Source organism: Photobacterium indicum, from assembly GCF_003026215.1.
Taxonomy (GTDB): domain Bacteria; phylum Pseudomonadota; class Gammaproteobacteria; order Enterobacterales; family Vibrionaceae; genus Photobacterium; species Photobacterium indicum.
This window is the reverse complement of record NZ_PYOC01000005.1, coordinates 47,275-67,379: the sequence shown is the minus strand read 5'-3', so window position 1 is coordinate 67,379 and position 20,105 is coordinate 47,275. Positions and strand designations below refer to the sequence as shown.

The window sequence follows — 20,105 nt, the reverse complement described above, 5'->3', positions numbered from 1 at the left end:
AAACAGCCAGAAAACGGATAATAATTATGAATACAATGACAACACGTTGCCCACACTGTAAAGCGATGAATCGCATACCAACAGAGCGCATTGAGGACACAGCAACATGTGGTTCATGCAAAGAGAAGCTATTAGATGGAAAGTCAATTGAAGGCACTACAAACAACTTCTTAGCGTTAATCCAGAGTGACACACCTGTTGTTGTCGATTTTTGGGCACCATGGTGTAGCCCTTGTGTGGGCTTCGCACCCATTTTTGAAGATGTTGCTGCAGAGCGCTCTGGTGACGCTCGCTTTGTAAAAATAGATACTGAAGCACAACAAGAACTTGCTGCCCAATATCGTATTCGTAGTATTCCAACCATTATGGTATTCAAAAATGGTCAACTACTGAATAATTTAAACGGTGCGTTACCAAAATCACAATTTGATCAATGGCTAAATGAAACGCTTGAACAAGCAAAATAACAGAGACTAAAGCGTTTATTACCCAAGCTGATTTTTTTATTTATTGTCACGATGCTTCTGAAAGGGAGTGTCGGGCTGAAAACTGGATGGTAATGGATGACTAGGAGTGAAATACTGCCGTGATCATAACTCATAGAGTGACTTTGCGATAAAGTCGAGTTGTTCATACGGTTAATCGATTAGTTTTAATAAGCAGGAATAGGCATCCAAAAGACCAAAGCGCACTTTGACTTTATGGATGCCCCGACTTAATGTCTCGAAGACAAATGCCTGTTATGCTTGTGGAGGTGTACCTTCACAGTTAGAAACAACAGCATCAATTTGTACTAAAGCACCCATAGGGATAGCTGAAACACCCACAACTGTTCTTGCAGGAAGATCGCCTTTGAAGAAAGTAGTGTAAATTTCGTTTACAGCATCGATATCTTCAATATTCTTAAGTTGGATATTGATTTTAACTGTATCGTCCATTACATGGTCAACACTTTCAATAATTGCCTTAATATTCTTTAGACATTGTTCTGCTTGCGCTTTTACGTCACCAGCAACTAATTCATTTGTTTTCGGGTCTAAAGGTAATTGACCAGAAACATGGTTGTAGTGAGAGAAAGCTACAGTATGTGAGTATGTCGCTTTTGGTGCATTTTCCGTATTGCTTGCTTCGATTACAAGTAGGCTTGTATCTTCAGGAAGTTGTGGTGGTGTACCATCACCGTGTGATACAGATGTATCAATTTGAACTAAAGCACCCATAGGTAAAGCTGAAGCGTTAACTATTGAGCGTACAGGGACATAGTTTGGGTAAAATTTAGCACAAACTTCGTTTACCGCTTCAACATCAGCGATATCTTTAAGGAAGATAGTAGTTTTAACCACATCGTCCATTACGTGATCGATGCTTTCTAAGATTGCTTTAATGTTATTTAAGCACTGCTCAGTTTGCTCTTTAACACCACCTGCTACCAACGCACCTGTTTTTGGATCAATTGGTAATTGAGATGCAAGGTTATTATAGTGAGAGAACGCAACAGTCTGTGTGTATAGACCCTGTGGCGCATTTTCTGTGTTTCTTGATACTTTAACAAGAGCACAAGGTGCCTGTGGAGTTGTGCCTTCACCGTTTGAGATAAGCGCATCAATTTGTACCAAAGCATCACTCATCGGTAATGCTGCAACTGCAACTACCGTACGTGTAGGAAGAGCACTTTGGAAGAAAGTTGTGTAAATTTCATCGATAGCTTCGATGTCTGAAATATTCTTAACGAAGATATTCAATTTAACAACATCGTCCATTACGTGGCCGATACTTTCTACAATTGCTTTAATATTATTTAAGCACTGTGTTGCTTGGTCTTTTACAGAACCAACTACAATCTCACCTGTTTTAGGGTCTACAGGTAATTGTGCTGAAATATTATTATAATGAGAAAAAGCTACAGTTTGTGTAGATACAGAACTTTGTGGTGCATTCTCTGTGTTTCGTGAAAACTTAATGATATCGCCAGACATATAGATACTTCTCTTTAATAAATTTTATTTGAAGGAATAAACTAAGTGGCGCCATGGTAAGTGAAATTATTTAGGGGAAATGTGATAGGTATCAAAATATCATTTCACTAGAAATCGCTAATTGATAGAATGAATAGTCATTATACGATTAATTATCCGCGAGTATGCGAGTAATCTGGCTGTTATCTCATTTTTTTTACAAATGATTCGTTAATTATGAATATAATCTCAGTGATTTAAATGCTCTATTAGCTTAATTTAATCCAAATTTGATACGTTGTTCACAATATTTTCATGCAAGCTCAAGAATAAGTGCTATTGGTGCATTATTTATGCGGTTATAAATGCATAAATTCCCTGAAGGGTTTCACTGAGTTCCTCTTCTTCGTAAGGAAATAAGCCAACGAGATATAAGTCAATGTAAAATACAACAAGTCAGTAACAAATACTTGATAAATTTAGTGATATAATCATTTCTACACTACATGGTAAACGGGATAAAAAAGCAGATAGAGCCTTTCCGAAAAAGACCATTTACCGATACGAAAAGGTAGTGGTTGACTGCAATCACTCTAAACCCATCAGCACTGCACATACTGCTGAACAGAGCCACCAGAAAGTGGAAGGTACGATTCATCAGTGTCTGGGGTAGAATCTTACGAAGTAGCAAAGACCACATTGGCTAAGTTCTATATTCACGCCTTAGATCTTTTCCAACGTATTTTAAATAGCCTTATATACTTAAAAATACTCCATTGGGTCACTTTAAGGCGGAACGAAATGCTGAAGCACTTTCACTTTCAATCTTCTTCTATAATGTTATTCGTCTTATTCCTTGTCGGCTGTAGCTCAACCTCAGAGACAAGACCTGACCTAGCTGAGTACAGTTTTCTTGATTCAACCAAAAGCTTTCTCGAATTAAATAGCACCAGAAAAAATGGTGCTGTGGTTGATAAAGGCAACTTTTATCCGAAAAGTGCGTATTCATTTAGCTATCGATATTGCGCTAATAGTTCGCAACAAGCGAAGAACGATGTTGCCGAATATCTCGACCTCGCAAAAAGAACATGTGATGCCAACATTGGGACGTTAGTTCATCAAGAAACGGCATCATGGTGTGTTTACAATGCAAATACCGTTGAAGAACGTCCTATTTTTTCAGTTCGTATTTCTAGCACAGAGCTGTGGGCTGACTTGTGTTTAGATGGGCCCTTTGTCACTTTACGAGTTATCGAGAATACCAATGCCCCCTCCAATGAATGGTTAAGTGCTGCTCAAGTACTAGGTTATCAACCCTACTCGATACACCGTACTCTTATTAGCGATAGTGACGCTTCAGGTGTTACAAATTATACAGCTCAACCTAATGTGATAACGCAGCCTCAAGTATGGACAGAAGAAAGCCAATTTATTTATACCAATAAAGGGCAAACAGTTTGTTTGTTTGAACAACCTAAAGGTTCGAGTTTAGGTCACACATACCAAGGTGCAGTAATGCAGGCTTATAAAGGGCGGGTAAAAGTATTAGCAACAGCCAAGTTTAAAGGGGATATTCGGATCGCCCCCGCGCTTGAAAAAGTCGATTGGTATAATGAAGCATACATAGATGCGGCGGCTAATTCTTGGTTCGTGTGTGGATAGATGGGGGGGGAGTATTATAAAGCACACTCAAAAGGTATACATCCACCCGGTAAATTTTTTGCGTTACCGATTTGTTTAAACCCCATCTTTTGATAGAAAGAGGCGGCATAGAACGAAGAGTTTAATTTAACCGTTGATTGAGGAGAGCATCGCTTACATATAGCCAACGCATGCAAGATAAGCTGTTTTCCAATACCTTGATGATGAAAGTCAGGATCGACAAAAAGATTAGAGATATAACAAAAATCTTTAATTAATATCGTGCCAACAACTTTACCGTCAACACGGTATATATAATGTGCTGTACTTTCTTGATGACACTTCCACCATAAGATCTCATCAACACTGCAGGCTATAAGCGAATCAGCCTCTGCATTTAATACACCGATACACGTTTTTATCGACTTACTAATTAACTTAATAATATCTGAAACATCTGCATCATTTACGTGTTCAATCAACGTTATATCTACTCATTATCCTAAACTGAAAGGCTAGTATCGCCTCATTGCCCTTAATTGTCCAAAACGGCATCACGATTAAGCTGATATAAGTGATGCCCCGTTTTTATCCACACGATACAATCTGTCTGCCCTGTTTTAACTGTCAGGTTTTCTCCCACTGGTAAACGTAACCAATCATGCTTGGTATAATTTACGCCATCATGCTCGCAACCACCGTCAATGATCAAGATTTCGATACCCCCAGTGTTCTCTAGCATGATCGTTGAATGTTTATCCCAACGTTCCAAACGCACGACTTCATGCTTAAAGCTGTGTAATGGTTGAATCGCAACACCATTTCGCGCTTCATCTTTCACAAATAAATGTTGTTGGGTGTCAATATGAACGAGGGAAGTATCCCCTTCTTGAAACTGCCCTAGTTTCACCAAAATCATACAGCCAGGTTCAACGGAGGGCGTATGAGATGTACCGGGAGGGTTTCTCATATACGTACCTATAGGGTAACGGCCATGTTCATCGGCAAACTCACCATCTAGCACTAAGAACTCTTCACCTCCGTCATGAATATGGGATGAAAAGTAACTATTAGGTTCATAACGAACGATAGTCGTCGCAATGGCAATCTCCCCCCCATCACGCTCTAACATTTTTCGTTTTACTTCTTTTATCGGTGACGAAGACCATTGTGACTGCTCAAAGAATGCATTCACTTTTTTCGTGAGATCGGTATTAAGTTTCATATGATTTCCTTTGAGAGGGTAATTTCTCTTTATCGTTTGGATCTCCATTAAAACTATTTTTGTAATCGCTCTTTTCTTTATGCAAGTTCGTACCTGTGACTAATACTAGAAGTACCTCTTTCATTTTTCGAGCACATATAATGAAGACATCTCCCGATAAGATCATGGTTATTTTAGGCTATACTGGCCTTCTTCCTTTTGCGCTCAGTATTGTGTGTATTTGGTTCGATAAGACACTTTTCAGCCTTGCCCCTACAACTGTATTTATTGCGTACAGCGCCGTTATTTTAAGTTTTCTTTCAGGTGTACTATGGGGAAATGCGATTGATCACATAAAACACTCCCTAAGCCGCAATGCATTAATTTTAAGTCTCCTTTTCGCCTTGATTGCTTGGGGAACACTACTACATTCGCCTGAAGTGTATGTAATTTCAATTCTGGTACTATTGTTTGGTTTCGTGGCGGTATGGTTTTCTGAAATGAAAATAAGAGAAACAGAACATGAAGAAAAACCGAAAAATTACCAACAATTACGTAACCGATTAACAGCATGTGTGGGCTGTATGCATCTTATCGTACTGGTAAGTTAAACCTCATCGTTTCAACACTCATAAATTCGCCGACTATTAAGGATAGAAAAAATAGCCGTAAACGAAAAAAGGCTACCTATATAGGTAGCCTTTTAGAATTCTTTGATTCAGTATTATGCTTTTTTAACAATAATCTGATCTGTTTCACGTGTTTGCTGAAACCAAAAACGCTTTCTGCCTGATGATTTAGACATGTTTGTACCCTTTTCAATATAATTTTGCATCAATATGCATGGAGCCTGAAACGATTTACTTATTTGATGTAATTATACGAAAGGAAACTTCTAGACATGAACTGATGAGGCAGATGTTGGAAATGTTTCTTATTGCACACGGTTGTATTACATTTAAATAGGTCTACTTTTAGGCCTGTTATTTACGATTGATCATTGTTTTACACTGAGCAATCGTAAATAAATGCTGGCTATAAGCCAGCATTACTTCGAAGAATAAATCTTCTAATTATAAAGCTACAACGTTTGCAGCTTGAAGACCTTTCTGGCCTTGTTCAACTTCAAAAGAAACCTTTTGACCTTCAGCAAGAGTTTTGAAACCCTCTGAAGCGATAGCACGGAAGTGAACGAATACGTCAGCGCCGCCGTTGTCTTGAGTAATGAAACCGAAACCTTTCTCTTCGTTAAACCACTTTACGATACCAGTTGTATTAGACATAATATGTCCCTTATAAAAATTCATTAAAAAATTCGCAGAGTTGCGATATTGCCAAGAAGTTGAATTATTAAATGTTACGTGAAGCTAAGGGAAACACTGAGGACAAAAACTGAAAGCAAATGTATCTTAGGGTTTAACTTTTACTTATGTTGCATTAATAACCCTGAACAACAGAGCGAGACGAATAATACCAGACTATCAGTTCATGTAAAGCGTTATTTTCAATTGAACACAAAAAATATCTCAGACGGGTTTTCCAGCAAAGCCTGCCGTGATAACACCATTTACTAACCCTTTCGCCGACAGGTGGAATTATCTCATTGCTGATGGGCTAAGACACGCATACCCAAAACCGATACCACAACCTGTAATCACACCAGAAGTCATAACCAACATGGCGGAGATTGATCATTACTGTACTCAAAATAAGTGCACGTCGCAGCCCTACACGGTCTTGTAAACGATAGGTCAATTAATCTTAAAAATTACAACGCTAAAAATATGGCTGCAAAATTCACTTAAATTTTATTGTGATACTCAAGGTAACCTGGGTATATTTATACAGAACAAATTAATACTGCCTGCTTAACCTTAAAATAAAAGTTCAAGCAAGCAGTGTTTATTTTTCAAGCAGAAGATTATCTATTATTAATAATAGATAATGCCTTCACCTTGAGTCACTAATGTACCAGCTTCATTCTTCAATATTTTATCTAAGTCAAATAGAGAACCAATGGCTGAATTACCTCGTCCTGTTTCCACGAACTTACAAACAGCATCGATCTTTGGCCCCATAGAACCAGCAGGGAAAGTAAATTCAGATAAACCAGCAGGCGTTGCCTGTTTCATTTCAGCTTGATCTTCTTTTCCATAATTACGGTAGATTGAACCATCCGTTAAAATGATAAATAAATCAGCATCGAGTTTTTCTGCTAACAACTCTGCAGTCAGATCTTTATCGATAACACATTCAACCCCAGTGCTTTTTCTGTCTTCAATACTGACAGGAACCCCACCACCACCACAAGCGATGACTAAATTACCCGCTTGTAATAAGGTTTCAATCTGTTGTAATTCAACAATATCTTTTGGCATTGGTGATGGAACAACGCGACGATAGTATTCTCCATCAGGTTTGAACATCATTGGTGATGACGCCATGATCTCTTCAGCGCGCTCTGCTGTATATACAGGACCAACAAACTTCGTTGGGTTTGCAAATGCAGGGTCTGATTTACTAACTTCTGTCTGTGTAACCAAGGTCGCTATCGCTAAAGAATCATCAACGTTACGTAATTCTTGTTGCAGCATATAGCCAACCATACCGCATGTCTGCGAACCTAACACATCCATAGGATATGGTGTAGTTTCAGGCGAGTACTCTTGATATGCTGAGTTCTGCTCCATTAATAAACCTACCTGAGGTCCATTTCCGTGCACAACGACAATCTCATGCTCTTTAGCTATTGCTGCAATACTTGCTGCTGATTGTATAATATTCTTACGTTGATTCTCGGCAGTTAATGCTTGGCCTCTTGCCAATAAGGCATTGCCGCCTAATGCTAATACTATGCGCATATGATCGTATCTCTCTATATTTTAATTATTATATTTGAATGTTTATTCCATTAAATATTAACTTTAGTAATCACTGTCACTTTATAAGTTAATTATTTTTATAATGAATTTAACCTATCACAAAAACGTTGTTATTAATTATTTTGTAACCTTGCAGTTAAAAATCAATTAATCATTCTAAATGCTTGCGTAATTAATATGTCGCTATAGTAGGGTAAAAGAAATGTCGGAAATGTGACAAATATCAAGATATATCATCACTAGAAACAGTCTGAGTTAATTAGAACTATTCATTATTCGATTAAATATCCAGCTTTTTTCACACAATCTCACTTAGGCGGTCTATTTTTTATGATTGATTCGTCACTAGTGAATATTATCTCAACCACCTCCTTTTATATTCATTGGTATTTTGTTAAATATTGATAAGTTGATCACGATATTCATACCGTGTACCAATATCAGGTTAGCAGATCATCAACAATAGTGATTTTTATTGTGTAATTGCAAAAGCATGAAACAAAAAAGCCGTGAATATTCACAGCTTTTTTATATTTATAAACAGTAATACCGATCTAGCGATTGATCATTTGATCACGCTCTGGTCCGACAGATACCATCTTCACAGGTACACCCATTAGTTCTTCAATACGTAATACATATTTCTGTGCGGCTAATGGCAAGCTTTCAAATGTACGGCAGCCTGTAATATCTTCATCCCAAGCTTCTAATTGCTCGTAGATTGGCGCAAGAGTTGCGGTTTGAGGCCAGATTGGGTTTTCACAGTGTTCACCATCATAAGCAACACAAATCTTAAGATCTGCCATGCCGCTTAGGCAGTCAATTTTAGTTAAAGCAACCTCTGTCGCAGCCTGCAGATCAACACCATTACGTGTTGCTACTGCATCAAAATAGCCCATATCACGTGGACGACCAGTTACTGCACCATATTCGTTAGCAGCTTCACGGAAGTTATCCTGTTCAGCCATTGCTGTAATTAGCGTACCAGTACCCACAGATGAACTAAATGACTTGGCAACAGCAATAACACGCTCAGGACGTAACGCAGGCAAACCACTACCAATACCGGCATAAGCAGCAGTCACATTTGATGATGTTGTCCAAGGATATTCACCAAATACAAGGTCACGACCAGCACCAAGCTGGGCTTCGAACAATAACCCTTTATCTTGCGCTTGTAAGGCTTTTAGCGGCTCTGTAACGTTACAAATAGCATCTTGCCAAGGTGCTGACACTTCTAATAACCATTCTGTCATTTCTTCTGCCGTTTGGCTAAATTCAAATGACGGGTACAAGGCTTTAAGTTGTGGTAATTTCCAATCTAACATGAACTTAATGCGCTCAAGTAATACTTCTGGTTGCTTAAGCCAACCGACCAAGATACCTTTTTTCATTACTCGGTCGCCATAAGCGGGTGCTATGCCCTGACGTGTTGAACCATATGCGCCATCACCTAAACGCTCTTCTTCTAGCGTATCTTCAATAGCATGGAGTGGAAGACAAAGTGTTGCACGGTCGGAAATGCACATTTTAACATTTACGCCGGCAGCTTTAACTTCTGCTAATTCTTCAGTTAAAGGCGCAGGGCTTATCACCATGCCAGGACCTAGCACCGCAATGCAGTCGGGATTGAACACGCCGCTTGGCAGTTGGTGTAATTTAAATGTTCCGAAGTCATTAACAACGGTATGGCCAGCATTGTTACCGCCTTGAAAGCGAATACTTGCAGATGCATCACCTGCCAAATAATCTACGATACGACCTTTACCTTCATCACCCCAGTTAGCACCAACAACAACAATAGACGACATGATTCATTCTCCTCAAAAGCGAAGTGCCTATCCTATTCCTTAAGATTGAATATGAAAAATTAATTATAATTATCACCTTGATAAGAATTCCATATGGGATTATGGTGCAGATGTTCAAATAACAGATAGGTAGTCACATGCTAGATATCCATTGGTTAAACACATTTGTTACCCTGGCCAAGCTTGAACATTTTGGTAAAACAGCCATTAAACTGCATATGACTCAGCCTAATGTTAGCCTTCATATCAAACAGTTAGAGAAGAGTACGCATGTAAAACTGATTGAACGAAATCCATTTAGATTGACCCAAGCGGGCGAACGTTTACTGCAAAGTGCACAAAATACCTTAATGGAATTGCAGACTTGTCAGGCTGATTTGAATGCCATCAATGATTTAAGCCAAGGCACATTGACCTTAGCCGCTAGTGACATCATTTCCCGTTTATTATTGATCTCGCCTTTTCAATCATTCAAAAAAGAATACCCAGGCATTGACCTATCGTTACTCAACACGACCTCAGCCCAAGCAGCCGACTTAGTGAAAAGTGCAAAAGCAGATCTTGGTTTTGTTATCGCACAAAAAGAAAGCCAGCCACTCCACTTCACTGAATTACATCAGGTGAAATGGTGTGCATTAGGTAATGGGTTAAAACAATGGCAACAAGGCAGTGTACAACAAACAGGGCAACAGCAAGAAGAGCCCACCCTAATTCTATTAGGGCACGATACCAGAACGCGTGACTTGATTGATTTGGCACTGCCAAGCCTGCAATTACCCAGCTATCGCGTCATGGAAGTTGGCAGTGTTGATGCACAAATCGACTGGGCAGAGGCTGGTTTTGGTGTTGCGATCGTTCCTGCTTTTTCTCTGCACCCGAAGCTAAACCTTCAAACAACCATAACCCCGCTACCCGACTTCCCAACCACCAGCCTAGGATACATTGTTCGTCAAAACCAAGTGCTTTCACGTGCTATCAAACAACTGTTGCATTGGGTCGATGAAGAAATACAGCGCTCGCAACATAGCGCGTAAATTTAATGGATTTGGTATCATACACAAAGAAAAACGCCTCTGTCCGAGTAACGAACAGAGGCGTTTTAGTATGTTTATTGAGAAATATATCTAAGTAACTTTATGCTGCTTTAATATCCGATGTTCCGTCTTTATCATTAAAGGGCTTTTTTGTATCACTATCAGTCTCTTCGTCAGATGCTGTGCTTTGTTCACTCAGAACTTCAGCTAAAGTTGAACGCGACAATCGCCCTTCCACTTCACCCTCTGCATTCAATACTGGTAACGGGTGATCGCTCTCTAGTGTTTCAGGAATCACCGCTTCCAACAATGCATCTGTTTGTACTGAAGGTACGTCTTCTAACATAGATTCATCAATCGCATTGCCATAATCTGCTTTCTCAACATTTTCGAGCGTTTCTTGCGTGATAACCCCTTGGTAGCCCTCATCGTTAATGAAGTAACCGTAATCATCTTTAGCTTTACGCATTTCCGCGACGGCTTCACCAATTGTTTCAGCCGAAATTCTCACGACTTGTGGTTTCATCACTGTTTCTACCGTCAAGGCACGTGCACGGTTAACGTCCTTAACAAATGCTTCTACGTAATCATCAGCTGGGTTCAACAATATATCGACTGGCTCACCTTGCTGAACCAATACACCATCACGTAAAATGGCAATTTTATCGCCCAAGCGCAGTGCTTCATCTAAATCATGAGTAATAAATACGATCGTTTTATGCAGCTTTTCTTGTAGCTCAATAAGCTGATCTTGCATCTCACTACGAATCAGTGGGTCGAGCGCTGAAAAAGCTTCATCCATTAACAAAATGTCTGCATCAGTACATAAAGCACGGGCTAACCCCACACGCTGTTGCTGTCCACCCGATAACTGTGATGGATACTGCTTTGCATACCCAGCCAAGCCGACGGTTTCAAGCCATTCATGAGCGCGAGATTCCCAGTCATTTTTACTCAAGCCTTGAATTTGCAAACCATAACCGATGTTTTGCAGTACAGTACGATGCGGCATCAATCCAAAACGCTGGAATACCATCGACATTTTATGACGGCGGAAATCTTGTAGCCCTTTTTCATTTAGGCTCATCACATCAGTACCCGCAATTTCAATCACACCTTCAGTAGGATCAATCAAACGGTTAAAGTGACGAATAAGCGTCGATTTACCCGACCCCGACAAGCCCATGACAACGAAGATCTCACCAGGATTTATATCCAAATTGATATCACACAACCCAACGGTGTGACCCGTTTCAGCCAAAATATTATCTTTCGATTTCCCTGCTTTCACTTGTTTCAACACGGCTTTCGCATTGGGTCCAAATACTTTATACAGATTTTTAACCCGAATAAGCGGTGTTGTTTGTGATTTATCCGTCATGTTAGCGACCTCCTAAATGCTGTTGGGTACGCTTTGCATAGCTCTGAGAAATACGGTCAAAAATGATGGCTAATGCCACAATCGCTAAACCGTTAAGTAAGCCTAAAGTAAAGTATTGGTTAGTAATTGATTTAAGTACAGGTTGCCCTAATCCTTTAACACCTATCATTGAAGCGATAACAACCATGGCGAGTGCCATCATGATAGTTTGGTTGATACCCGCCATGATATTCGGCATAGCCAACGGGATCTGCACGCCAAATAAGCGCTGCATAGGGCTTGCTCCGTAAGCTGTGGCCGCCTCAAGCACTTCTTCATCCACTAAACGAATACCAAGGTTAGTCAGACGAATAACAGGCGGCACTGCATAGATCACCACGGCAATCACACCTGGTATTTTACCAATACCCAACAACATAACGACTGGGATCAAATACACAAATGCGGGCATAGTTTGCATAATATCGAGCATCGGCGTAACAACTGATTGCACCCTATTGGATCGCGCCATTGCAATACCAATGGGGATTCCCACCCCAATGGCGACCATAGTTGAGACTAAAATAATACTCATAGTACGCATGGTGTTATCCCACATCCCAAACACACCAATGAGTGAAAAGGCGACAACAACACCAACGGTTAATTTCCAAGAACGGCTCGCCATAAACGCAAAGCCAGCCAACACGCCAATAACAATCCACCATGGCGTGCCTAATAAGAGTTTTTCAAACCAGATAAGGAACGATAACAGAGGGTCGAAGAAGGCTTCGATATTGTCACCGTATTCACGAGAAAAGGAGCGGTAAGCCCCATCGAGAGTTTTACGAATTTCGAGCAGTTGATAACGATCAAGCTGCGGAATTTCCGTTAACCATGATTTATCTGACATAACAATTTCTTCCCTAGAAATGCAAAAGCCCGACAGTCAATTGTCGGGCTCTATAAAGGTTTACAGATCAGCTAATGCTTTCTTCACTTTGTCCGCTGTTTCAGGACTTACCCATTTCATCCAAATATCTGAGTTTTCATTCAAAAATTGTTCTGCGGCAAGCTCACCATCAGCTTGGTTATCTTCCATCCATGCCAATAATGCATTCATTTTCGCATTGGTAAAGGCTCGTGTAGATAGGTATTCCATCGCAGCTGGAGCACGCTTCGCAAAGGTCTCTGTCACAACAGTATCGACGGGGGATGGTGGGTACATCGTCACTTTTGGATCTAAGCAATCTTCGTTCGTAGTACAGTCTTTGAATTGCTTTTCATCAACGCCAGAACCAAAATCGACTTTCACCATTTTGTATTTACCCAAAACAGCTGTCGGAGCCCAATAATAACCAAACCATGCTTCTTCACGTTCATATGCTTTGGCAATCGAGCCCGATAAACCAGCACCTGAACCCGGATCAATCAAATCAAAACCAGATTTATCCAGTTCTAGAGCATTGAATAAATTGCCCGCAGAGATCTGACAGTTCCACCCAGCAGGGCAAGTCAAAAAAGCAGATTTATCTGGGTCTTCTGGGTGCTTAAACAGTTTAGCGTTGGCTTTGATACCCTCAATAGTGGCTAGAGTCGGATCTTTCTTAACCATATACTCTGGCACCCAAAAACCTTCTTCACCACCTTCAGATAAGCTGGACCCCGCATAACGAATACGTCCTTCTTCAACACCTTTGTCGAGAGCCGCTTTCATCGAGTTACTCCAGAATTCTGGCGCAATATCTGGCTGCCCTTTCTCGATCATAGATGCCCCTGTTGGCATTGTATCGCCCGGCACCAATTCAGCATCACACCCATAGCCGTGATCTAAGATAAAGCGATCCACATTGGCAATTAATGTTGCAGAATTCCAATTCATATCTGCGATGGTCACTTTGCCACACTCTTCCGCAGAAACGGTGAACGACGCAGTGGCTAAAACAAGTGATGCAGCAAGAATTTTACGCATAAAAATATCCTTATTTAAGGGTTTCATTCCTTACAAACCTTTCAATAGCTTACATGAATACAATCAAATTGCATCAAACATATTTTGTCATCTAACCAATTATTGGCGATAAATTTGAAAAAACCAGTGAATTAGCGCACCATTTCACAAGAAAGCAACAAAAAAATGTTTAGTGCTGTAATATTTACAGTTATTAATAATATCCACTTTAGCCCCGCCATAATCAGCCGTATTGACAGAAAGCATATGTAAATTCACGGCTAAAGCTCAGTCATTCAACAAGCGAGTGAGTGACAATCTAAATGTTACAAAAACAAACTCATTATTTGTCGAGTCTGTCACATTTTTTGATTAGAATAGGCTCATTAGTATTTTCTTACTGTGGATGAATAACATGTATAAACTGGTTGCATTAGATATGGATGGCACCCTACTTAATAGTCAGGGGAAGATTTCTGAAAAAACAAAACAAACCATCGCGGCAGCACGTGAAAAAGGCGTAGTGGTGGTATTAGCGTCTGGCCGTCCGCTAGAAGGAATGACCGATGCGCTCAATGAATTAGGCATGACCAGCAACGACGATTACGTTTTATGCTACAACGGTTCATTAGTTCAACGTGTAGAAAGCCAAAGTGTTATTCGCAGCCAGTTATTACTAGGCAGTGATGCAAAAAACATCGCTAGCCTAAGCCATGATTTTGGTGTTCACGTACACGGATTTTCTCGCCGCCAAGGTTTAATCACTCCAGAAAACAACCACTACACCCAACATGAAGCGACCATCAACGGTCTTGATATTACTGAAATTGATTTCGCTGAATTAGATAATAACGAAGAAATCTTAAAAGTGATGATGATTGATGAGCCAGAGCTATTATCAAAAGCTATCGCTCAATTACCTGCAGCACTATACGATCAATACACCATCGTACAAAGTGCACCATTTTTCTTAGAGTTTATGAACAAGAACAGCAATAAAGGTGCAGGCGTAAAAGCGCTGGCAGAGCATTTAGGCATTGATGCGAGTGAAGTCATTAGCATGGGCGATGCGGGAAATGATCATCACATGTTGGAATATGCAGGGCTTGGTATTGCCATGGGTAACGCAACCGACGATACCAAAGCGATTGCGAATTATATTACTGACAGTAACAATGACGATGGTGTTGCTACCGCAATAGACAAATTTATCCTTAACGCTTAAGTATGAATTGATTACATAAAAGTGAAGGTCGTGACTCACAATAGTATTGAACCTTCGCTTTTATTCTTCTTTACCCTCTCAAACTAATCAATTTTAACCATTATTAGAAAATGTCTAACTCTGTATTTTCTATCATGAATCAATCTATTAACCATTCATTGTTTTCTTTATTCCACTATGCTTACTAAAGCATAAGATGACACTTAACGGAATGGAGTGAGAGATGTCTGACGAGAACATGCCTAAAGTGCAGGTCGAGCCAAGGGAAAGGATCGCCTCAAAATCAGAAAAACCCAAACGTATAAAAAAAGTTCGTACCAAAAAAGAGAAATCCCCTCCCAATAAAGTGAAGCGTTTAACAACGTTTGTATTCACTTTATGTATTGGCTTATTCATTTTCTATATTGCCGCCGATCGTATTATTCCCTCTACAGATATGGCACGTGTTCGTGGATTTGTTATTCCCATGACACCTTTAGTCTCAGGTCGGTTGGCCGAAGTCGCGGTAGAACCCAACGAAATTGTTAACCCTGGCGATATTTTGGTGAAAATTGATTCTGCTGATTATGAACTAGCAATTCAAGAAGCAGAGCAAGGGTTAGTCAATGCAGGGAAAAGTGTTGGTGTACAAACAGCATCTATTGCTTCAGCCCAAGCCAAATTAACCGATGCATTAGCTAATCAAGCCCACTTACGTGCACAAGCCACACGTATTTTGACCATGGAAAAAAAAGGTATTGTTTCGAAATCTGATGCTGATAAAACACGCGCTTCACTTGCCAGTGCTAAAGCACAAGTAGAAGCCGCGCAAGCTGGTATAGAACAAGCAAAAAAACAGCTTGGCTCAACCGGTAATGACAATAGCGAAGTAAAATCAGCATTATTAAAATTACAAAAAGCACAACTTGATTTAGACCGTACGGTTATTAGAGCGCCAGCGATTGGTGGCGTAACAAACTTCCGTTTAGATGAAGGTTTTTACGCCCAAGCAGGCCAACCTTTATTCACTTTTGTTTCTGGTGAAGACGTTTGGATTGATGCCTATTTTCGTGAAAATAGTATTGGAAACATAAAAATTGGCGATAGCGTCGATATCGTTTTGGATTATGCTCCCGGTCATGTTTTTGCGGGGAAAATAGCAGGAATTGATTGGGGGATCAGCTGGGGTGAAAATGAACAAGCAGGCAAACTCGCGGCTGTTACATCTCAAACCGGTTGGCTACGACAGACCCAGCGTTTTCCAGTGACGATTCGATTTGACGATGAAACAGCCCGAGGCTTCCGTCGAGTGGGCGGACAAGCCGACATCATCGTATATACCGAACAATCTTCAGTCATGAATACGTTTGGTCGAGTATGGATTCGTATAATGAGCTGGTTATCTTATGTCCGATAACAGCCATGAACTAGTTGCTGACATATACACTCCTCCCACGGAACAAGCCATAGTTCAACGTCGTATTTTTCGTTACGTTATAGGGCTTGTTGCCGCGTGTGCTTTGGCATTCGGCATTGGGTGGGGGCTGTCTTTTGTTGCGCCTGTCTTTCTCGCTAAATTTCTAGTTGATCACCAAAAGCCAACCTCTCATACAATCAGTCAATTACTCTTAGCAATGACGGTAACCGTACTCATTGGCTTATCTGTCAGCGCTGGCATCACTCAGTATCCGTTGCCTTTGTTATTGCTACTGAGCTTACTGATGTTCACAGCCTATTACCTATTCATGGATCCACAGTGGAATTTTTTCGCGACCATTTTAATGATCGCGGTAATGCTACTACCTTTCATGGGCATAATATCACCAGGTTTGGCTGTTTACATAGGTGTGGGATTAGCTACGTCTGGAGTGGTCGCTGTATTGCTGTTTGGCTTACTTCACCTCGTATTACCTGATATAGCCCCTATTAACAAAGAGCAAGTACAACCCGCTCCCTCGCTAACACATGACCAACGTGTATTCGAATCCTTAAAAGCCTTAACCATTTCTTTTCCCATTATCGCCTATTTTTATTATTTCCAAATAACTGGTGCAATACTCACCATGGCATTCATTGGTCTTTTATCATTGCAGACCGCGGGGCAGAAAAGTATAAAAGTGAGCATGTTTCTGCTACTGACTAATATAATCGGTGGCTTAGTGGCGATTGTGTATTACGAGTTACTTGTTATGGTGCCGCATTTCTTATTCCTGCTCAGCCTTATTACGCTTATTGGTTTGGTATTAGGTACAAAAATCTTCAACGAACCCGCCAAAGCCCCTATCTGGGCTGGCGTAATGTCGGCATTACTGGTTTTACTTGGCTCAACTATCGCGTCCGACAGCAAGTTGATGGACGATAACTTTTACATGCGTATCGCACAGATAATGATGGCAAGTATTTATATGATTGTGGTGTCGTTTATTTTAGATAAGTGGCAATACAAGCAGGAAGTGACGAAGGGCTCAGAGTAAAACTGATTTGGAGTAAACTCCTACCTTACAGGCAAACTCCAAACGTAAAAAGTCGCTAACAATATAGCGGCTTTTTTGCATGTATTTAAGCTAAGACAAGTTATTCGATAAACCCTGTACTTATGGTCGATGCTGACCGTTCTTGATTTTCATCTATACCACTGGTTAGCTAACCCTTTTTGCAACATTGGTTCGACAGAGGTCTCTAAAATCTTTCGGCGTCAAACTGGTATGGCGTCTGAAAAATTTGGTCATATTCGTTGCCTCTTTAAATCCGAGCTGCAGCGAGATATCCAGTATCGAATACTGGCTAAAGGCCAACAAGCGTTTTGCCTCAAGCAAGACTCTATCATCAATTAACTCTTTAACACTGCGACCTGAATAATCTTTCGCAATCTTATCAAGCTGTTTGATACTTTTACCCATTATTTTTGCCACCTCCCCGACGGAAGGACGTTGACTAAAGACTTTTTCGATATACTTTTTTAATGCGTGATAATTAATATTCTTTTGACACAGGTTGGTGTTATTACACAACGCTTGATAGTTAGGTACTATTTCTTTTAGCATAAGAGCACGCATTAAATTTCGAATAATTTCATCTTTATAGCTACTACCTTCACGGTGGTACTCTTGGCCAATTTGGTCAAATAAACCACCTAGATTATTTGCTGTTTCAGTAATGCAATTAACTTCTTCAACCGCAGTTGCCATTACTTCTTGGTAAGGATCGTCACCCCCCGAGTGTAAAAAGTCATTACTAAAAGAAATGACGTACCCTTCTACGCTGCAATGTTCAGAAAAATGATGAACTTGATGTTTCCCCAAAGTGAGCAGTGTACCTGGTTTTAGTTGATACCTTTTGTAATCAACAAAATGATAGCCCTCCCCCTGAGTTATATAGATCAAGGCGCTAAACCGTAAACGGTGTGGTTTACCGATATAGAGAAGATCTCGTTGCTGGTAGAACGTCGCGATAGTGTTAAAAGAGAGCTCTAAATTAACACTCACATCGTTGAGCAATACTGCGGGAATATCTTTATTTATCACGTTCACCCTAATAAAAGAGACAAAGCACGCCTCTTCGGTATCCTTCTTAATGTCATCAATATCTTAATAGTTCAGTTCTGATAACTCTGCTGCGACTTTTTGGTAATCAATCTCGATATCAGGTTCGATGGTTGTTTCCACCTCAATACTGAAAAGGTACAGCGGCTTATTTTGCTTGGCAAAGGAATTTTGAGTCACAAAGCTGCCCCACAAGTGGGCAATAATCAATACCGTTGAAACGCAGTAAAAAACAAAAGTCAGGGTTTTTCTCATTACTCACGTCCTCCAGTCTTGCTCTGGCATTGACCATCTTCAGCTTGCTTTCGTTGTTGACGGTGTTGTTTTGCTCGTTTTTTTTGTACCTGTTTAAACCATGATTTATTGAACGTCAAAAAGTCAGTCATCGCATTAATTGGGCATAACGTCTGACACCACGGTCGACGAACCACCAATGATGTTAACAAAATAACAATTGTCAGAACAAAAAGGTACATCGTCCCAATCATGCCAAACATAATACCAAACGGCTCATAAGAAAATGCGGCCGGATTACGAAAATATGCGCCAAGGCACAATGTGGTCAATAATAATACGCGAGGGAACCACAACAGAAATTCGTTTTTGATTGTGGAGGATTTTGCATTACCGACCTTCGCTAGGCATTGCTGCACCGCACCGAAAGGACAGATATTCTGACAATAGACATTTCGGTTGTAATACAATATGTATACGATGCTTAATAGGATCAAGATTAAAGGCGTGTAATTCGCGAGACCATATAGCCAAGCACCAGAAATCACCATACCCATTGTGGATGCGGTATACAGCGTTGCTGAATAAAAACCGAATACCCCCATTGAGATAATAAGCACGACCCAGTTGATCATCACTTTCTTTTTATTTCGGGTTCTGCTAGCCCACACCGCGACACCAAAAAAGACGAATGCGACTAAGTCTAACCACTGCAGCGAAGAAAAAATACTTTTCGACTCAGACAAGGTATAGCCGTAGATTTGCTCACGAACAGGCTTCGCAGCATGCTCAACCGCATCCATTAAGGCAGTTGAAGTTAGGGTTGCGCCCGTCACGCTATCAAACGTGACGGTGGTATCAATAGGTTGACCTAAAATTCGGTCAACAACCCCACTTTGCATGACTTTGTCTAAATAGGTTGAAGTCTCTTTTGAATCAATAATTGCCAGTGCTTGTAATGTGCCCGAGGGTGAAATATTAATGCCAGCGACCATTTCACCGCCATAGCCAATACCACTTCCAACACTTATCCATTCAACTACGTTACTTTCATTATCACTTCGCACCACACCTTGGAAGGTATTAGATCCTGCGGGTTCAAGCAGCTCCGATTGAAGGGTTAAATAGGATAATTGAGCCTGTTGATTATGTTGACTCCGATCCCCCCCTAAATACCAAAAGACAGCAAACAGTAATATTGAAAGTACACTAATAAACTTATCAAATACTTTTGATTTCGAAGACGTTTTTTTCATCATATTTTATTATCCCCGTATTATGACAATA

Annotated in this window: 19 protein-coding genes and 1 pseudogene; 7 read left to right on the top strand and 13 right to left on the bottom strand. The window is 40.3% G+C overall.

The features are described from left to right. The first annotated feature begins 26 nt into the window (after nucleotides 1-26). On the top strand, nucleotides 27-467 hold the full coding sequence (gene trxC, locus C9J47_RS14870) for a thioredoxin TrxC (RefSeq protein WP_107254220.1): 441 nt from the start codon (nucleotides 27-29) through the stop codon (nucleotides 465-467). Nucleotides 468-740: 273 nt separating this feature from the next. Here the strand turns inward: trxC and C9J47_RS14865 are convergent, their stop codons facing one another. Next, nucleotides 741-1,976 carry a RidA family protein gene (locus C9J47_RS14865; RefSeq protein WP_107254219.1) on the bottom strand — a complete coding sequence of 412 codons (1,236 nt, stop codon included), beginning with the start codon at nucleotides 1,974-1,976 and terminating at the stop codon, nucleotides 741-743. Nucleotides 1,977-2,756: 780 nt separating this feature from the next. On the opposite strand from C9J47_RS14865, the gene C9J47_RS14860 reads away from it, so the two are divergent. After that, the gene (locus C9J47_RS14860) at nucleotides 2,757-3,617 is read left to right on the top strand and encodes a hypothetical protein (RefSeq protein ID WP_107254218.1); all 861 of its coding nucleotides are present in this window, start codon (nucleotides 2,757-2,759) and stop codon (nucleotides 3,615-3,617) included. A gap of 14 nt (nucleotides 3,618-3,631) precedes the next feature. On the opposite strand, the gene C9J47_RS14855 is transcribed toward C9J47_RS14860, so the two are convergent. Beyond that, nucleotides 3,632-4,078: a GNAT family N-acetyltransferase gene (locus C9J47_RS14855; RefSeq protein ID WP_107254217.1), complete on the bottom strand. Its 447-nt coding sequence runs from the start codon at nucleotides 4,076-4,078 to the stop codon at nucleotides 3,632-3,634. A gap of 53 nt (nucleotides 4,079-4,131) precedes the next feature. Next, entirely contained in the window at nucleotides 4,132-4,821 is a 690-nt protein-coding gene (locus C9J47_RS14850; protein ID WP_107254216.1) for a cupin domain-containing protein, read from the bottom strand. A gap of 140 nt (nucleotides 4,822-4,961) precedes the next feature. Between C9J47_RS14850 and C9J47_RS14845 the strand changes: the two genes are divergently transcribed. Further along, nucleotides 4,962-5,411: a DUF3429 domain-containing protein gene (locus C9J47_RS14845; protein WP_107254215.1), complete on the top strand. Its 450-nt coding sequence runs from the start codon at nucleotides 4,962-4,964 to the stop codon at nucleotides 5,409-5,411. A 462-nt stretch (nucleotides 5,412-5,873) separates the two neighbouring features. Here C9J47_RS14845 and cspE read toward each other — a convergent pair whose 3' ends face one another. The 4 genes and pseudogenes from cspE to C9J47_RS14830 all read right to left on the bottom strand — a co-directional run bounded on the left by cspE (nucleotide 5,874) and on the right by C9J47_RS14830 (nucleotide 9,493). Further along, nucleotides 5,874-6,083, bottom strand: coding sequence for a transcription antiterminator/RNA stability regulator CspE (cspE, locus tag C9J47_RS14840; protein WP_006228553.1), 210 nt, complete (start codon nucleotides 6,081-6,083; stop codon nucleotides 5,874-5,876). 315 nt (nucleotides 6,084-6,398) lie between these two features. Next, a pseudogene (locus C9J47_RS27355) lies at nucleotides 6,399-6,543 on the bottom strand (L-lactate MFS transporter); the annotation flags it as partial. 188 nt (nucleotides 6,544-6,731) lie between these two features. Continuing rightward, a complete protein-coding gene (locus C9J47_RS14835) occupies nucleotides 6,732-7,661 on the bottom strand; it encodes a carbamate kinase (RefSeq protein ID WP_107254214.1) in 930 nt (309 codons plus the stop codon). 575 nt (nucleotides 7,662-8,236) lie between these two features. Beyond that, complete coding sequence (locus C9J47_RS14830) at nucleotides 8,237-9,493, bottom strand: adenylosuccinate synthetase (RefSeq protein ID WP_107254213.1); 1,257 nt, start codon at nucleotides 9,491-9,493, stop codon at nucleotides 8,237-8,239. 137 nt (nucleotides 9,494-9,630) lie between these two features. Here C9J47_RS14830 and C9J47_RS14825 point away from each other — a divergent pair, with 137 nt between their 5' ends. Next, nucleotides 9,631-10,527 (top strand): LysR family transcriptional regulator, encoded by an 897-nt coding sequence (locus tag C9J47_RS14825; RefSeq protein WP_107254212.1) that lies wholly within the window; start codon nucleotides 9,631-9,633, stop codon nucleotides 10,525-10,527. Between the two features lie 100 nt (nucleotides 10,528-10,627). Here C9J47_RS14825 and C9J47_RS14820 read toward each other — a convergent pair whose 3' ends face one another. Genes C9J47_RS14820 through C9J47_RS14810 form a run of 3 tightly spaced genes read right to left on the bottom strand, consistent with a single transcriptional unit; the run spans nucleotide 10,628 to nucleotide 13,859 of the window. Continuing rightward, entirely contained in the window at nucleotides 10,628-11,908 is a 1,281-nt protein-coding gene (locus C9J47_RS14820) for a quaternary amine ABC transporter ATP-binding protein (protein WP_107254211.1), read from the bottom strand. A gap of 1 nt (nucleotide 11,909) precedes the next feature. Further along, nucleotides 11,910-12,800 (bottom strand): ABC transporter permease, encoded by an 891-nt coding sequence (locus C9J47_RS14815; RefSeq protein WP_006228970.1) that lies wholly within the window; start codon nucleotides 12,798-12,800, stop codon nucleotides 11,910-11,912. 60 nt (nucleotides 12,801-12,860) lie between these two features. Continuing rightward, nucleotides 12,861-13,859 carry an ABC transporter substrate-binding protein gene (locus C9J47_RS14810; protein WP_107254210.1) on the bottom strand — a complete coding sequence of 333 codons (999 nt, stop codon included), beginning with the start codon at nucleotides 13,857-13,859 and terminating at the stop codon, nucleotides 12,861-12,863. Nucleotides 13,860-14,253: 394 nt separating this feature from the next. On the opposite strand from C9J47_RS14810, the gene yidA reads away from it, so the two are divergent. The 3 genes from yidA (at nucleotide 14,254) to C9J47_RS14795 (ending at nucleotide 17,516) form a co-directional block, all read left to right on the top strand. Further along, nucleotides 14,254-15,063, top strand: a complete 810-nt coding sequence (gene yidA, locus C9J47_RS14805; protein ID WP_107254209.1) for a sugar-phosphatase — start codon at nucleotides 14,254-14,256, stop codon at nucleotides 15,061-15,063. Between the two features lie 223 nt (nucleotides 15,064-15,286). After that, nucleotides 15,287-16,459: an HlyD family secretion protein gene (locus tag C9J47_RS14800; protein WP_107254208.1), complete on the top strand. Its 1,173-nt coding sequence runs from the start codon at nucleotides 15,287-15,289 to the stop codon at nucleotides 16,457-16,459. Beyond that, a complete protein-coding gene (locus C9J47_RS14795) occupies nucleotides 16,449-17,516 on the top strand; it encodes a DUF2955 domain-containing protein (protein ID WP_107254207.1) in 1,068 nt (355 codons plus the stop codon). Before C9J47_RS14800 ends, C9J47_RS14795 begins: the two co-directional genes overlap by 11 nt. 165 nt (nucleotides 17,517-17,681) lie before the next feature. Here the strand turns inward: C9J47_RS14795 and C9J47_RS14790 are convergent, their stop codons facing one another. From C9J47_RS14790 to C9J47_RS14780, 3 genes are all read right to left on the bottom strand, one after another. Then, nucleotides 17,682-18,566: an AraC family transcriptional regulator gene (locus C9J47_RS14790; RefSeq protein ID WP_245903480.1), complete on the bottom strand. Its 885-nt coding sequence runs from the start codon at nucleotides 18,564-18,566 to the stop codon at nucleotides 17,682-17,684. A gap of 63 nt (nucleotides 18,567-18,629) precedes the next feature. Next, nucleotides 18,630-18,839 carry a hypothetical protein gene (locus C9J47_RS14785; RefSeq protein WP_107254205.1) on the bottom strand — a complete coding sequence of 70 codons (210 nt, stop codon included), beginning with the start codon at nucleotides 18,837-18,839 and terminating at the stop codon, nucleotides 18,630-18,632. Next, complete coding sequence (locus tag C9J47_RS14780; RefSeq protein WP_107254204.1) at nucleotides 18,839-20,077, bottom strand: FMN-binding protein; 1,239 nt, start codon at nucleotides 20,075-20,077, stop codon at nucleotides 18,839-18,841. The genes C9J47_RS14785 and C9J47_RS14780 overlap by 1 nt, the downstream gene beginning before the upstream one ends. Nucleotides 20,078-20,105 lie beyond the last annotated feature (28 nt).

Bases quoted from the DNA above. Each gene is read 5' to 3' on its own strand.
- C9J47_RS14845 (WP_107254215.1), top strand. From the start codon at position 4,962: ATGAAGACATCTCCCGATAAGATCATGGTTATTTTAGGCTATACTGGC.
- C9J47_RS14800 (WP_107254208.1), top strand. From the start codon at position 15,287: ATGTCTGACGAGAACATGCCTAAAGTGCAGGTCGAGCCAAGGGAAAGG.
- C9J47_RS14780 (WP_107254204.1), bottom strand. From the start codon at position 20,077: ATGATGAAAAAAACGTCTTCGAAATCAAAAGTATTTGATAAGTTTATT.
- C9J47_RS14830 (WP_107254213.1), bottom strand. From the start codon at position 9,493: ATGTCGTCTATTGTTGTTGTTGGTGCTAACTGGGGTGATGAAGGTAAA.
- C9J47_RS14820 (WP_107254211.1), bottom strand. From the start codon at position 11,908: ATGACGGATAAATCACAAACAACACCGCTTATTCGGGTTAAAAATCTG.
- C9J47_RS14795 (WP_107254207.1), top strand. From the start codon at position 16,449: ATGTCCGATAACAGCCATGAACTAGTTGCTGACATATACACTCCTCCC.
- C9J47_RS14785 (WP_107254205.1), bottom strand. From the start codon at position 18,839: ATGAGAAAAACCCTGACTTTTGTTTTTTACTGCGTTTCAACGGTATTG.
- trxC (WP_107254220.1), top strand. From the start codon at position 27: ATGAATACAATGACAACACGTTGCCCACACTGTAAAGCGATGAATCGC.
- cspE (WP_006228553.1), bottom strand. From the start codon at position 6,083: ATGTCTAATACAACTGGTATCGTAAAGTGGTTTAACGAAGAGAAAGGT.
- C9J47_RS14850 (WP_107254216.1), bottom strand. From the start codon at position 4,821: ATGAAACTTAATACCGATCTCACGAAAAAAGTGAATGCATTCTTTGAG.
- C9J47_RS14815 (WP_006228970.1), bottom strand. From the start codon at position 12,800: ATGTCAGATAAATCATGGTTAACGGAAATTCCGCAGCTTGATCGTTAT.
- C9J47_RS14860 (WP_107254218.1), top strand. From the start codon at position 2,757: ATGCTGAAGCACTTTCACTTTCAATCTTCTTCTATAATGTTATTCGTC.
- C9J47_RS14810 (WP_107254210.1), bottom strand. From the start codon at position 13,859: ATGCGTAAAATTCTTGCTGCATCACTTGTTTTAGCCACTGCGTCGTTC.
- C9J47_RS14835 (WP_107254214.1), bottom strand. From the start codon at position 7,661: ATGCGCATAGTATTAGCATTAGGCGGCAATGCCTTATTGGCAAGAGGC.
- C9J47_RS14825 (WP_107254212.1), top strand. From the start codon at position 9,631: ATGCTAGATATCCATTGGTTAAACACATTTGTTACCCTGGCCAAGCTT.
- C9J47_RS14865 (WP_107254219.1), bottom strand. From the start codon at position 1,976: ATGTCTGGCGATATCATTAAGTTTTCACGAAACACAGAGAATGCACCA.
- yidA (WP_107254209.1), top strand. From the start codon at position 14,254: ATGTATAAACTGGTTGCATTAGATATGGATGGCACCCTACTTAATAGT.